This window comes from Cellulosimicrobium sp. 72-3, from assembly GCF_013127315.1.
Lineage (GTDB): Bacteria > Actinomycetota > Actinomycetes > Actinomycetales > Cellulomonadaceae > Cellulosimicrobium > Cellulosimicrobium funkei.
Genome location: NZ_CP053419.1, coordinates 431,536 through 445,154, shown reverse-complemented (window position 1 = coordinate 445,154; position 13,619 = coordinate 431,536). Strand labels below are relative to the sequence as shown.

The window sequence follows — 13,619 nt, the reverse complement described above, 5'->3', positions numbered from 1 at the left end:
ACCTCGCGAAACCGGGGCTCTACCTCGCGGGACCACGCCTCTACCTCGCGGGACCGGGGCTCTCCCTCGCGAGAAGGGGCTACGTCGTCCGACGGCGCTCGCGCTCGTCCCACGTGTCCGTCGCGACGCGCTGGGCGTCGCGGAGCGCGCGGGCCGGGTCGACGCCCTTCGGGCAGACCTGCGTGCACGCACCGATCTGGATGCACGGCCAGGCGCCGAACTCGGTGTCGAGGACGTCGGCGCGGTCGAGCTCGCCCGCGTCGCGCGAGTCCTCGTCCCAGCGGCGCGCCGTCGCGACGACTGCCGGGCCGAGGAAGTCGGGCGCGACGTCGAGCTGCGGGCACGCCGCGTAGCAGAGCATGCAGTCGATGCACTCGGCGAAGCCCTTGAACGCGGCGAGCTCGCCCGGCGTCTGCCGGTGGCCCGACGCCGGCCCGACCGCCCGCAGCACGTCGCCACCGTCCGGCGTCCGCGAGCCGTCGACGTCCTCGCCCACCTCGCCCCCGACGCCGGCCCCCGCCCCGGCGCCGGCTTCAGCCCCGACCGCGGCCGAGGGCGGGTCGACGAGCGGGAGGCGCGTGGCGCCGTCGGGCACAAGCCAGGGCTGCACGGTGGCGAGCTTGCCGAGGAACGTGTCGGTGTCCACGACGAGGTCGCGGAGCACCTCGGCGTGCGCGAGCGGCTCGACGACGAGGCCGGACGTGCGGTAGCCGCGCACGAACGTCTCGCACCCGAGCACCGGGCGGCCGTTGACCATGACGCCGCAGCTCCCGCAGACCGCCATCTTGCACGACCACCGGAACGTCAGCGTGGGGTCGGCGTGGTCCTTGACCCACTGGAGCCCGTCGAGCACGGACGTGCGGTCGTCGTAGGGCACGTCGAACACGTCCCGCCCGCCGGTGCCCGCGCCGTCGGGCGACGTGCGCGCGACCTCCAGCCGCACCGTCTGCTCGCTCACGCGCCCTCTCCCTCCTTCGCCGAGAACGACGTTCTCGTCGTCTCCGGGCCCTTCCCGACAGCAACCCCGTGCTCGGCGGGGGTCCCGGCGCCCACCGGGACGTGCGCCACCTCGATGGCGCCGCCCGCGCCGAGGCGGACCTCGGAGTGGCGCGCCACCGTGTCCGGTGCCGGGAAGTCCAGCCGCTGGTGGGCGCCGCGCGACTCCTCGCGCGCGAGCGCGGCGGCGACGGTCGCGTGCGCGACGAGCAGCGTCGCGCCGAGCTCGACGGTCGTCGCCCAGTCGGTGTTGAGCACGGCGCTCGTGTCGGCGACGCGCACGTCGTCGTACCGGGCCCGCAGGTCCTCGACGGCCCCGAGCGCCCGCCGCAGGCCGTCGGCGTCGCGGTAGATCCCGGCGTCGGCGTCGAGGACGCGCCCGAGCTCGGCCCGGATCGCGGCGGGCGGCTCGGTCCCCCGGCCGCGCATCGCGAGGTAGCCGTCGGCGATCTCGGCGGCCCGGTCCACGACCGCGGGACCCGTCGGGAGGGCCGAGGGCCCGCCGTCGGCCCCGGGCTGACCGACCTCCCGCGACCACGCGAGCGCCGCCTCGCCCGCCGCGCGCCCGACGACGAGCGTCTCGACGAGCGAGTTGGACCCGAGCCGGTTGGCGCCGTGCAGGCCGGTGGAGGCGCACTCCCCCGCGGCGAACAGCCCGGCGACGCCGGTCGTGCCGCGCGCGTCGGTGCGGATGCCGCCCATCGTGTAGTGCGCCGTCGGGCGGACGGGGACGGGCTCGTCCGCCGGGTCGACGCCCGCGAACTGCTTGGCGAGGCCGGTCACGAGCGGCAGCCGCTCGGCGAGCCGCTCCTTGCCGAGGTGCCGCAGGTCGAGCAGGACGACGCCGCCGTCGGGCGTCGGGATCGTGCGCCCGTCACGGTCGGCGTGCCAGAACGCCTGCGACAGGCGGTCGCGCGGCCCGAGCTCCATGGTGCGCGGCACAGGCGCCCCGACGGGCGACTCGGGACCGAGGCCGTAGTCGGCGAGGTAGCGGCGGCCGTCGGCGTCGAGCAGCACCCCGCCCTCGCCGCGCGCGGCCTCGGTGAGGAGGATGCCGCTGCCCGGGAGGCCGGTCGGGTGGAACTGGAGGAACTCCAGGTCGCGCAGCGGCACGCCCGCCCGCAGCGCCATCGCGGTGCCGTCGCCCGTGCAGATGCCCGCGTTCGTGCTGGTCCCCCACGCGCGCGCCGAGCCACCCGTCGCGAGGACCACGGCGGGCGCCTCCAGGAGCAGCGGCTCGCCGCGGTGCTGGTCGTGCACGACGACGCCGCGCACCCGGGCGTGCGGCCCGCCCGGGTCGTCGACCAGGAGGTCGAGCACGTGGTGCTCGTCGTACCGGCGGACGGGACCGTCGGGGCCGGAGTGCCGCAGCGACGTCTGGAACAGGGTGTGCAGGAGGTGGAAGCCGGTCTTGTCGGCGGCGAACCAGGTGCGCGCGCGGCTCATGCCGCCGAACCGGCGGACGGCCACGTCGCCGGCGTCGGTGCGCGACCACGGCAGCCCCCACCGCTCGAGCCGGTAGAGCTCGCCGGCCGCCCGCTCCACGACGAACCGGACGGCGTCCTCCTCGCACAGCCCGGCGCCGCCCGCGAGGGTGTCGGCGACGTGCTGCTCGAGCGAGTCGTCGTCCCCCACGACGCCCGCCGCGCCGCCCTCCGCGGCGACCGTGTGCGAGCGCATCGGGTACACCTTCGACACGAGCGCGACCACGGGGGCGCGACCGTCGTCGCGGGCCGCCGCCTCGGCGACGGCGAGCGCCGCGCTCAGCCCGGCGGCGCCGCCCCCGACCACGACCACGTCGGCGCGCTCGACGCGCAGCGCGGTCACCGGCGTCCTCGGGGCGTGCGGGAGGGGCTGGCCGGTGCCGGGGGTGCAGGGCGGAGCAGGGGGAGAGCGTGCCGAGGCATAGGGGAAGGGTCCCCGCGCCGCCGGGGCAGCGCAACAGGCGAAGGTCCCGGTCCGGGGCCCCATGGGCACCGCTCCCCATCGAGCCCACGACCCGTCTGTGGGTAAGGTCCGTGCGGAACCCCTCCCCGAACCACCGGAGCACTCATGCGTCCCGCCCGTACCGCCGCCCGCCTGACCGTCGCCGCCGCGCTCGCGCTCGGCCTCACCGCGTGCACCGTCGCCGTCGACGGCGGGGACGCCCCGAAGACGTCGGCCCCCGAGGAGACGACGACGGAGGAGTCCGCGCCCGCCGAGGACGCCGAGGAGGCCGACGACGCCGCGGCGGAGGAGACCGCCTCGGACGGCGAGCTCCCCGACTGGGCCAACCCCGTCGCGACGCCGGGCGAGCAGATCTCGACGTTCACGGTCGGCGACGTGCGCGTCGACGTCTACCAGGTGGGCGTCACGCAGGCCTCGAAGGACGGCCTGTTCGTCGACCCCGACACCAACCAGCCGCTCATCGCCGCGGGCGACGACATCGTCTTCATCAACTACGTCATCACGAACGAGGGCGACCCGATCGACCTCGGCTCGAGCCTCGTGAGCATCGACGAGCGCTACGACGACTGGCCGTACATGCAGGGCATGGACACGATCGTCGACGACGCGCTGTACGAGGCGCAGGGCGTGCACGACGACGCGATGCACAACCAGGCGTACCGCGAGCCGTCGGTGTACCCGTTCGCGACGGGCCAGTCGTACTCGTACGCCACGAACTTCCGCTACCAGCCCGGCTCGCCGATCACGTTCGACGCCGTGATCACGCCCGTGGACGCGGAGGGCGAGCTCCTGCACGACGAGCGCATCGAGGGCGAGGGCACCGGCACGATCTCCTGACGCCGCCCGCGCCTGCCGCGAGAGCCCCGGTCCCGACGGACCGGGGCTCTCGTGCGCTCAGCGCCGGGTCAGATCCTCGTACTCCGGGTGCCGCTCGACGTACGCACGGATGAAGGGGCACAGCGCGACGACGCGCTCGCCCGACTCCCGCACGCTGTCGAGCGCGCCCGCGGCGAGCGCGGACCCGACGCCGCGCCCCTCGAACGCGGGGTCGACCTCGGTGTGCGTGAAGATCACCGCGCCCGGCTCCCGCACGTAGGCGGCGAAGCCGGCGACGACGCCGTCGTCGGTGCGGGCCTCGAAGCGGTCGCCCTCGTCGATGACGGTGACGGTGGGCGTGCGGGGTGCGGGGCTGTCGGTCATGCCGCCATCGTCGTCGGCCCGGCGCCCCCGGACAACCGCGGCGCGACGCCTGAGACGGCCGTCACGTCGGGCCTCGCGTGGCGAATTCGCTACCGGCCGGACGGCTTCCGGGTGCGACACTGGGACGGTGGTCCAGGATTCCCCGTCGCGCGCTGACGACCCCGAGAACCCCGAGCACCGGCGGGACGACCTGACGACCGAGGGGACGACGTCGGGCACCGCGCCCGACGCCCCCGTCCGGGCCTCCCGCAACCCCTACCGCGCCGTGCTCACGCTGCCCGGCGCGTGGCGGTTCTCCGCCGCGGCGCTCGTCGCGCGCCTGCCGATGTCGATGGTCGGCATCGGCACGATCCTCATGATCCAGGGCATCTACGGCGAGTACGCCCTCGCGGGACGCGTCGCGGCCGCGCTCGTCGTCGCGCAGGCGGTCGTGTCGCCGCAGATCGCGCGCCTCGTGGACCGCACGGGGCAGCGCGTCGTCATGCTGCCGCTGCTCGCCGCCGCGACGCTCGGGCTCGGCGGGCTCATCCTGTGCGCCGTGCTGCGCGCGCCCGAGTGGACGCTCTACGTGTTCGCCGCCGTCTCCGGCGCGACGCAGGGGTCGTACGGCTCGATGGTCCGCGCGCGCTGGACGCACGTCGTGCCCGACGCGCGGCGCCTGCACACCGCGTACTCGCTCGAGTCCGCGCTCGACGAGCTCGTGTTCGTCGTCGGGCCCGTGCTCGCGACCGTGCTCGCGACGAGCGTGTCGCCGTCGGCCGGGCTGGTCGTCCCCCTGGTCGCGGCGGTCGTGGGCGGGCTGTGGTTCCTGTCCCAGCGTGCGACCGAGCCGCCCGTCGTCGTGCCCGAGGCCGGCGTCAAGCAGCGCTCGGCCATGCGGTCGACGGGCATGGTCGTGCTCGCCGTGATCTTCGTGGCGATGGGCATCGTGTTCGGCGCGACCGACGTCTCGACCATCGCGTTCGCCGAGGAGGAGGGCCAGAAGGGCGCCGCCGGCGTCATCCTCGCCGTGTTCGCCCTGGGCTCGCTCATCTCCGGCCTCGTCTACGGCGCCCGCCACTGGGTGTCCCCGCTGTGGCGCCGGTTCGTCATCGGGATCGTCGCGCTCGCCGCGGGCGTCTCGCTGTTCTTCTTCGTCACGTCGATCCCCGTCCTCGCGGCGGTCATGTTCGTCACCGGGTTCGCCATCGCGCCGACGCTCATCAACGGCAACAACCTCGTGCAGAACCTCGTGGCCCCGACCCAGCTCACCGAGGGCCTCGCGTGGGTCGGGACGTCGCTCGGCGTCGGGGTGTCGATCGGGTCGTCCGTCGCCGGGTCGCGCATCGACGCGGGCGGCGCGCACGCCGGGTTCGAGGTCGTCGTCGCGGCGGCCGCGCTCGCCGTCGTGCTGGTGCTCGTGGCCCTGCGGTCCCTGCGACGCAGCGCCGACCGCGAGGACGTCACGGACGGCACGCCGGCCCACTGACGGAGGCGCCGGATCGCGCCGGGGGAGCATCGACCGGGTATCGGTCCGGCCACGGCCGGCGCGACGCTCAGGCCGGGTCGGCGCCCGAGAGGTGGGCCCGCTCGCCCTCCTGGTCGAAGATCGTGAGGATCTCGACCGGGCCGTCGTGCGCGCCGAACGAGTGCGGCACCATCGTCGAGAACTCCGCCGCCTGGCCCTCGTGGACGAGGATCCGGCGGTCCGCGAGGTAGACGACGGCCGTCCCGGACAGCACGGTGAACCACTCGTGCCCCGGGTGGACGCGCTGGTGCTCCGGCCCGACGGCGCGCTCGGGCGTGAGGCGCATCTTCGCGACCATCGTCCCGGTCCGCTCGCGCGACAGCAGCCACGTGGTCTCCCCCGGGCGGCGCTGCGGCTCGGGCCGGATCACGACGTCCTCGTCGTCGACGGGCTCGACGAGCTGGTCGAGGGTCGTGCCGAGCGCGCGGGCGATCGGCACGAGCTGGTCGAGCGCGATGCGCCGGTGCCCGGTCTCGATGCGGCTGAGCGTGGACGGGCTGAGGAAGCAGCGCGCGGCGAGCGCGTCGAGCGTCCATCCGCGCGCGAGCCGCAGCCCGCGGATGCGTTGCCGCACGACGGCGTCGAGATCCGGTTCTTGCGTCATGAGCAAGATCATATGCTCAGCGCGCACGGTCGTCCTACGGTGGAGCCATGGACCTCCCCGCCCCCGGGCGCCCCGCGCCCACCCCCGAAGCCGCCGAGGACTCCCCGCACCGCGCCGGTCACGCCTCCGGGCACCTCCGCGAGCACGGGCACACCCCCGGCGACGCGCCCGGGCACGGGCACGCCCACGCCCAAGGCCCGCACGACGGCGCCGGGCTGGCCGAGCTGCTCGAGCTCGACGCGCTGGTCTTCGACGGTCTCCTCGACGAGGCCGTCGCGGTCGCCGTCGGGCACGCCCCGGCCCCGACGCGCGCCGTCGTCGACCTCGGCGCGGGGACCGGCACCGGCACCCGGGCGCTCGCGCGGGCGTTCCCGGAGGCCGAGATCGTGGCGGTCGACGCGGACGCCGCGATGCTCGACCGCCTGCGCGCCCGGCTCGCCGGGACGGGTCTCGCTGACCGCGTGCGCACCGTCGAGGCCGACCTCGACGCCGGGTGGCCGCCCGTCGGCGCCGCGGACGTCGTGTGGGCGTCGGCCTCGCTGCACCACGTCGCCGACCCGGCGCGCGTCCTGCACGACGCCCGCGACGCGCTCGCCCCGGGCGGCCTGCTCATCGTCGTCGAGATGACCGCGACGTCGCCCGTCCTGCCCGACGGCGCGGACCACGCCGACCTCACCGCGCGCCTCGAGCGCGCCATGGCGCACGCCGGCTGGAACCGCTACCCCGACTGGACCCCGTACCTGACCGACGCCGGGCTGGAGGTGGTGGACCGGCGCGAGCCGACCGCCGTCGTGCCGCCGGGGCCGGACACGTCCCGCTGGGCGCACGCCACCGCGCTGCGCCAGCGCGAGCACCTGGCGGACCGGCTGGAGCCCGCCGACCTCGCCGCGCTCGACGCCGTGCTCGCGGCGACCGCGCCCGGCACGACCGACCACACCGTCCGCGCCCGGGGCGGCCGCGTCGTCTGGGCCGCCCGCCGCCCCCGCTGAGGAGAGTCATGGACACCACCACCGAGAAGAACGCCCCCTACGACGTCGCGATCGTCGGCGGCGGCCCCGCCGGGCTGAGCGCCGCGGTGACGCTCGCGCGGTCGCTGCGGTCCGTCGTCGTGCTCGACGCCGGCGAACCCCGCAACGCGCCCGCGGAGGGCGCGCACAACCTGCTCGGGCGCGAGGGCGTGCCGCCGCGCGAGCTGCTGGCCACGGGCCGCGCCGAGGCCGAGGGCTACGGCGCCGAGGTCCGCGACGCGCGCGTCGCCCGCGCCGAGGGCGACGCCGGGTCCGGCTTCACGCTCACGCTCGACGACGGCGGGACGGTCCGCGCGCGCCGCGTGCTGCTCGCGACCGGCCTGGTCGACGAGCTGCCCGACGTCCCCGGGGTCCGCGAGGGCTGGGGGTCGAGCGTGCTGCACTGCCCGTTCTGCCACGGGTGGGAGGTGCGGGGGCAGCGGATCGCGGTGCTCGCGACCGGGCCCGCCGCGGCCCACCAGGTGCTGCTGTTCCGCCAGCTCACCCCGCACGTCACGCTGTTCCAGCACACCGCCCCCGAGCCCGACGACGCCACGTGGGAGCAGCTCTCGGCGCTCGGCGTGCGCGTGGTCGAGGGCGAGGTCGCGCGGCTCGACGTCGACGGCCGGTCGGTGCGGTCGGTCGTGCTGAGCGACGGGACGTCGTTCCCGGTGGACGCGGTCGTCGTCGGGCCGCGGTTCGTCGCGCGCGGCGAGCTGTTCGAGCAGCTCGGCGGGACGCTCGAGGAGCACCCGGCAGGCCGGTTCGTGCCCGCCGACCCGCGCGGCGCGACCGCCGTGCCGGGCGTGTGGGCCGCGGGCAACTCGAGCGACCTCATGGCGCAGGTCGGCGCGTCGGCGGCGGCCGGGGTCATGGCCGGCGCGGGGATCCACGGGGAGCTCGCGCAGGCGGACGCCGCGGCGGCCGTCGCACGACGACGGACGCCGTTCGCGGCGCACGCCGAGCCCGCGGTCTGAGGCGGCGGCCCGAGGCACCGGGCCGGGCCCGCGGTCGGGGGGCGACCGCGGGCCCGGCCGCGCGGAGGGTGACGCACGAGACGCCCGCTCGCGCTGCGCGGCCGGGCGGCCCGTCGCACGATGGAGGACGACCCCAGCCCACCGTGGAGGTACGTCATGCCGTTCGGAATCGGTCGCTCCCCGCAGGACAAGCGCAACCGCACGGTCGCCGACCTGCTCGTCGCGCAGCTCATCGAGGCGGGGGTGCGCCGGATCTACGGCATCGTCGGCGACAGCCTCAACCCCGTGGTCGACGCCGTGCACCGGTCCAACGCGGGCGAGAACGCGGGCAAGGGAATCGAGTGGATCCACGTGCGCCACGAGGAGGCCGCCGCGTTCGCCGCGGCTGCCGAGGCCGAGGTCACGGGCAGCCTCGCGGTGTGCGCGGGGTCGTGCGGGCCGGGCAACCTCCACCTCATCAACGGCCTGTACGACGCCAACCGGTCGCGCGTGCCCGTGCTCGCCATCGCGAGCCACATCCCGAGCAAGCAGATCGGCACCGGGTTCTTCCAGGAGACCCACCCCGACCGCCTGTTCACCGAGTGCTCCGTCTACTCGGAGATGATCTCGAGCGCCGAGCAGGCGCCGCGCGTCATCAACTCCGCGATCCACCACGCGTACGGCGCCCGCGGCGTCTCCGTCCTCACGCTCCCGGGCGACGTCGCCGACCTCGACGCCCCGGCCGCCGTGCCCGACGTCGCGTGTCGGCCCGCGCCCCCGCGCGTCGTCCCCGACGCGACCGCCGTCCAGCAGCTCGCTGACGCGATCGACGCCGCGAAGAAGGTCACGATCTTCGCCGGCGCGGGCGTGCGCGGCGCGCACGACGACGTGATCGCGCTCGCCGACAAGATCGCCGCGCCCGTGGGCCACTCGCTGCGCGGCAAGGAGTTCATCCAGTACGACAACCCGTTCGACGTCGGCATGTCCGGCCTCCTCGGCTACGGCGCCGCGTTCGACGCCATGCACGACTGCGACCTCCTCGTGCTGCTCGGCACCGACTTCCCGTACGACCAGTTCCTCCCGGAGTCGGTCCGTACGGCGCAGGTCGACGTCGACCCGACCCACCTCGGGCGGCGCACGCGCCTGGACCTCGCCGTCGTGGGTGACGTCGGCGAGACGGTGCGCGCGCTCCTGCCGCTCGTGAAGAAGGCGCGGTCCCGCAAGTTCCTCGACTCGATGGTTGCCAAGCACGAGAAGGCGATGACCGGCGTCGTCGGGGCGTACACGAAGAAGGTCGAGCGCACGACGCCGATCCACCCCGAGTTCGTCGCCGACACGCTCGACCAGGTCGCCGCCGACGACGCGGTGTTCACCGTCGACACGGGCATGTGCAACGTGTGGGCCGCGCGGTACATCACGCCCAACGGGAAGCGCCGCGTCATCGGGTCGTTCATCCACGGCTCGATGGCCAACGCGCTCCCCCACGCCATCGGCGCCGCGGCCGCCGGGCGTGCAGGGGGCCGCGAACGCCAGGTCGTCGCCATGGCCGGTGACGGCGGCCTCTCGATGCTGCTCGGCGAGCTCGTGACGCTCAAGCACTACGACCTGCCGGTCAAGGTCGTCCTGTTCGACAACGCGAGCCTCGGCATGGTGCGCCTCGAGATGCTCGTCGACGGGCTGCCGATGTTCGGCACCGAGTCGCCGCCCGTGGACTACGCCGCGGTCGCGAACGCGATCGGCATCCCGGCGGTGCGCGTCGAGAAGCCGAAGGATCTGCGCCGCGCGCTCCAGGAGGCGCTGAACCGGCCGGGGCCGGCGCTCGTCGACGTCGTCACCGACCCCCGCGCGCTCTCGATCCCGCCGAACATCACCGCGGGCCAGGTCCGCGGGTTCGCGGTCGCGATGAGCAAGGAGGTCCTCGGCGGCGGCATGGGCGAGGTCGTCTCGATGGCCCGCGCCAACCTGCGCAACGTGCCCCGCCCGTGACCGACGAGCCCACCCTCGCCGACGTCCGCGACACCGCCCGGGAGGTCTTCGGCTACCGCGACCTGCGCCCCGGGCAGCGCGAGGCGATCACCGCGCTCCTCGACGGCCGCGACGTCCTGCTCGTGCTGCCCACGGGGGCCGGCAAGTCCGCGGTCTACCAGCTCCCCGGCCTCGAGCTGCCCGGGCCGACGCTCGTCGTCTCGCCGCTCATCGCGCTCCAGCAGGACCAGGTGCGCTCCCTCCTCGAGCTCGGCGACGACGACGCGCGGGCCGCCGCCGTGAGCTCGGCCGTGCCCGCAGCCGAGCGCCGCGCCGCGCTCGAGGCCGCCGCCGCGGGCGAGCTGGAGTTCCTCTTCCTCTCGCCGGAGCAGCTCGCCAACGAGGAGGTGCTCGACGCCGTCCGCGCGGCCCGGCCCAGCCTCGTCGCTGTCGACGAGGCGCACTGCGTCTCGACCTGGGGGCACGACTTCCGGCCCGAGTACCTGCGCGTCGGCGAGCGCCTCGACACGCTCGACCCGCGACCGCCCGTGCTCGCGCTCACCGCGACAGCGTCCCCGCCCGTGCGCGAGGACGTCGCCGAGCGCCTGCACCTGCGCGACGCCGCGGTGATCGTCCGCGGGTTCGCCCGCCCGGGGATCGCGCTGGAGGTCGTGCGCACGGTCGAGGCGGCGGACAAGGACCGCGCGGTCGTCGAGCGGGTGCGCGCGGAGGCCGAGCACGGCGTGGGGATCGTCTACGTGGGCACGCGACGTCGCACGACCGAGGTCGCCGACGCGCTCGCGGAGGCGGGCCTGCGCACCGCGGCCTACCACGGCGGGCTGCGGCGGGCCGAGCGCGACGAGGCCCAGCGGCGGTTCACGGACGACGAGGTGGACGTCGTGGTCGCGACGTCCGCGTTCGGCATGGGCATCGACAAGCCGGACGTGCGGTTCGTCGTCCACGCGGACGTCCCCGGTTCCCCGGACGCCTACTACCAGGAGGTCGGCCGCGCGGGCCGCGACGGCGAGCCCGCCGTCGCGGTGCTCTTCTACCGGCCGGAGGACCTGGGCCTCCAGCGCTACTTCGCGGTCGGCGTGCCCGACCGCGACGACCTCCGCGAGGTCGCGCGCGCCCTGGGCCGGGGCGGCCCGGCGTCGGGCACGTCGTCGTCAGGAGGGCGGGCCCGGCTGCCGCGGCGTCTCGCACGCCTGCGCGCGCTCGTGGAGGACGCGCGGGCGCTCGCCGGTGAGGACGCGCGCCCGGGTGCGGTGGCCGACGTCGCGCACGAGCTCGCGGAGGCCCGGCGCCGGGTCGACGACTCGCGCCTGCAGATGATGCGCGCGTACGCCGAGACCCCGCAGTGCCGCCGCCAGTTCCTGCTCGCCTACCTCGGCGAGGAGCTGCCCGAGCCGTGCGGGCGCTGCGACAGCTGCTGGGCCGGCACCGCGGAGGAGCGGGCCGCCGACGACGCGTCCGCGCCGTGGTCGACGGGCACGCCGGTGCGGCACCCGGAGTTCGGCGAGGGGACCGTCATGGGCTACGAGGGCGACGACCGCGTGACGGTGCTCTTCGAGACGCACGGGTACCGGACCCTGAGCCTCGACGCGGTGACGGACCAGGGCCTGCTCACGGCGTCCTGACCCCGCCGGTGGCCGGCGCGGGCGCGCGTCGGGCGCCGCTGGCCCGGCCGGTAGCATCGCCGCGTGCTCACCAGGACGACGGTCACGGACGACCAGCTCGCGGCGCTCGTGGCGCCGCTCGGCGAGGCGCTGCGGTCCGAGCCGCTGAGCGGCGGGATGTTCGCGAGCGTCTTCGCGGTCGACCTCGCCCCGCGGCCGGGCACGGCGCCCGACGACGTCCCGGGCCGCGTCGTCGTCAAGGTCACGGGCGCCGACACGTCCCGGCTCCTGCGCTACGAGCACGGCATCCCCGGCACCGAGGAGGCGGCCTACCGGGCCGCCCACGCCGCAGGCCTGCCCGTCCCGCAGGTGCTGCACACCGACCTCACGCGCGAGCACGTGGACGGCGACGCGCTCGTCGTGACGTTCCTCGACGGGACCCTGTGGAGCGCGCGCGAGGCCGACGCGGCGGAGTCCGCCGCCGTCCGCCGCGGGCTCGGGTCGTTCATGGCGCGGCTGCACCGGATCGCGGGCGACCGGTTCGGCTACCCGGCCCCCGCGTCGGACCTCGCGGCGGCGAGCTGGCCCGACGCGGTCGCGCGCATGGTCGACGCCGTGCTCGACGACGCGCTCGCCTGGGGCGTCGACCTTCCGGCGGACCGGGTGCGCGACGCCGTCGCGCGGCACCGCGACGTGCTCGCCCGCGTCGAGGTCCCGCGGCTCGTGCACGCTGACCTGTGGCCGGGGAACGTGCTGCTCGCGCCGGACGCCCCGCGGATCGTCGGCGTGCTCGACGCCGAGCGGTCGCTCTGGGGCGACCCGCTGTTCGAGCTCGCGGGGGCCGACCAGCTCGGGTCCGGCCCCGTCGACGCGGACCTCCTCGCGGGCTACGTCGCCGAGGGCGGTGACCTGGGCCTCGGCGACGGCACGCCCGGCGGCGGCGACCCCGCCGCGTGGACGCGCCTGCGCCTGTACCGCACCTACCTGTCGTGCCTCCTCGCCGTCGAGGTGGTGCCGCGAGGGTACGAGGGCGACTGGGTCGAGGGGTACGCCGGCACGGCCCGCGCCAACCTGCTGCGGATGCTGGACGAGCTGGGCGCCTGAGGACTCCCGCGTGGGGAGTGCTCCCCATGTGACGTACCCCCGGATCGCCCCACGGCATGGTCGGGTCACGGTAAGGTGTGCGTACGTTCACGACAACTCCACACGCCACTCGCGCGCCGTGGCCACCCGTCCGAGGGGACCTCGCATGATCGCGTTCATCGTCATCGGCATCGCCGGACTCGCCCTCCTGCTCCTCTCGCTGCTCGTCGGCGAGATCGTCGACCTGGGTGACGGCGCGGTGTCCGGGACGACGCTCGGCGTCGGTGGCGTGGTGTTCGGCGCCGTCGGCGTGATCGTGGCCTCCAACGACCTGCCGACCTGGCTCGCGTACGTCGGGTCCCTCGTCGTGGCGCTCGTCGTCATGGTCCTCGTCCAGCTGCTGGTCAAGAACCTGCGCGCGTCGGAGGACGGCGTCCCCGTGTCCCTCGTGGGCGTCCAGGGCACCGCGACCACCGCGATCGACCCCGCGCGCGGCGAGGTCTCGCTCGACGCGGCGCACGAGCTCGAGCGCCGCCTCGCGTGGTCCGACGAACCGATCCCGGAGGGCGCGCGCGTCGTCGTGCTCGAGCAGTCCGGGAGCCGCGTGCGCGTCCAGCGGCACTACCCCAACGACTGAGGTCCGACGGACCGACCACGACGCCCCGCGCGTCGTCCCGTGGGTGCTGCGCACCCGCACGACTGCCGCACGTCCTGACCTGCCCGCACCCACGGAAG

Annotated in this window: 12 protein-coding genes; 8 read left to right on the top strand and 4 right to left on the bottom strand. The window is 75.8% G+C overall.

What is annotated here, in order from left to right; translation table 11 throughout:
- Positions 1-79 precede the first annotated feature (79 nt).
- The gene (locus HKK73_RS02040; RefSeq protein ID WP_171467332.1) at positions 80-958 is read right to left on the bottom strand and encodes a 2Fe-2S iron-sulfur cluster-binding protein; all 879 of its coding nucleotides are present in this window, start codon (positions 956-958) and stop codon (positions 80-82) included.
- A complete protein-coding gene (locus HKK73_RS02035) occupies positions 955-2,823 on the bottom strand; it encodes an FAD-binding protein (protein WP_171467331.1) in 1,869 nt (622 codons plus the stop codon). Before HKK73_RS02035 ends, HKK73_RS02040 begins: the two co-directional genes overlap by 4 nt.
- Positions 2,824-3,048: 225 nt before the next feature.
- On the opposite strand from HKK73_RS02035, the gene HKK73_RS02030 reads away from it, so the two are divergent.
- Positions 3,049-3,780 carry a hypothetical protein gene (locus HKK73_RS02030; protein WP_051027805.1) on the top strand — a complete coding sequence of 244 codons (732 nt, stop codon included), beginning with the start codon at positions 3,049-3,051 and terminating at the stop codon, positions 3,778-3,780.
- 57 nt (positions 3,781-3,837) lie between these two features.
- On the opposite strand, the gene HKK73_RS02025 is transcribed toward HKK73_RS02030, so the two are convergent.
- Positions 3,838-4,143, bottom strand: a complete 306-nt coding sequence (locus tag HKK73_RS02025; RefSeq protein WP_171467330.1) for a GNAT family N-acetyltransferase — start codon at positions 4,141-4,143, stop codon at positions 3,838-3,840.
- Positions 4,144-4,408: 265 nt separating this feature from the next.
- Between HKK73_RS02025 and HKK73_RS02020 the strand changes: the two genes are divergently transcribed.
- Positions 4,409-5,611 carry an MFS transporter gene (locus tag HKK73_RS02020; protein ID WP_240696645.1) on the top strand — a complete coding sequence of 401 codons (1,203 nt, stop codon included), beginning with the start codon at positions 4,409-4,411 and terminating at the stop codon, positions 5,609-5,611.
- 67 nt (positions 5,612-5,678) lie between these two features.
- Here the strand turns inward: HKK73_RS02020 and HKK73_RS02015 are convergent, their stop codons facing one another.
- Positions 5,679-6,254 (bottom strand): helix-turn-helix domain-containing protein, encoded by a 576-nt coding sequence (locus HKK73_RS02015; protein WP_043652975.1) that lies wholly within the window; start codon positions 6,252-6,254, stop codon positions 5,679-5,681.
- A 47-nt stretch (positions 6,255-6,301) separates the two neighbouring features.
- Here HKK73_RS02015 and HKK73_RS02010 point away from each other — a divergent pair, with 47 nt between their 5' ends.
- From HKK73_RS02010 to HKK73_RS01985, 6 genes are all read left to right on the top strand, one after another.
- On the top strand, positions 6,302-7,243 hold the full coding sequence (locus HKK73_RS02010) for a trans-aconitate 2-methyltransferase (protein WP_081599858.1): 942 nt from the start codon (positions 6,302-6,304) through the stop codon (positions 7,241-7,243).
- A gap of 8 nt (positions 7,244-7,251) precedes the next feature.
- Entirely contained in the window at positions 7,252-8,238 is a 987-nt protein-coding gene (locus tag HKK73_RS02005; RefSeq protein ID WP_171467328.1) for an NAD(P)/FAD-dependent oxidoreductase, read from the top strand.
- A 156-nt stretch (positions 8,239-8,394) separates the two neighbouring features.
- Positions 8,395-10,203: a pyruvate dehydrogenase gene (locus tag HKK73_RS02000; RefSeq protein ID WP_051028717.1), complete on the top strand. Its 1,809-nt coding sequence runs from the start codon at positions 8,395-8,397 to the stop codon at positions 10,201-10,203.
- On the top strand, positions 10,200-11,822 hold the full coding sequence (locus tag HKK73_RS01995) for an ATP-dependent DNA helicase RecQ (protein ID WP_171467327.1): 1,623 nt from the start codon (positions 10,200-10,202) through the stop codon (positions 11,820-11,822). Before HKK73_RS02000 ends, HKK73_RS01995 begins: the two co-directional genes overlap by 4 nt.
- Before the next feature lie 63 nt (positions 11,823-11,885).
- Complete coding sequence (locus HKK73_RS01990; protein ID WP_171467326.1) at positions 11,886-12,905, top strand: phosphotransferase family protein; 1,020 nt, start codon at positions 11,886-11,888, stop codon at positions 12,903-12,905.
- 145 nt (positions 12,906-13,050) lie between these two features.
- Positions 13,051-13,521, top strand: a complete 471-nt coding sequence (locus HKK73_RS01985) for an NfeD family protein (RefSeq protein WP_021482495.1) — start codon at positions 13,051-13,053, stop codon at positions 13,519-13,521.
- The last annotated feature ends 98 nt before the right edge of the window (positions 13,522-13,619 follow it).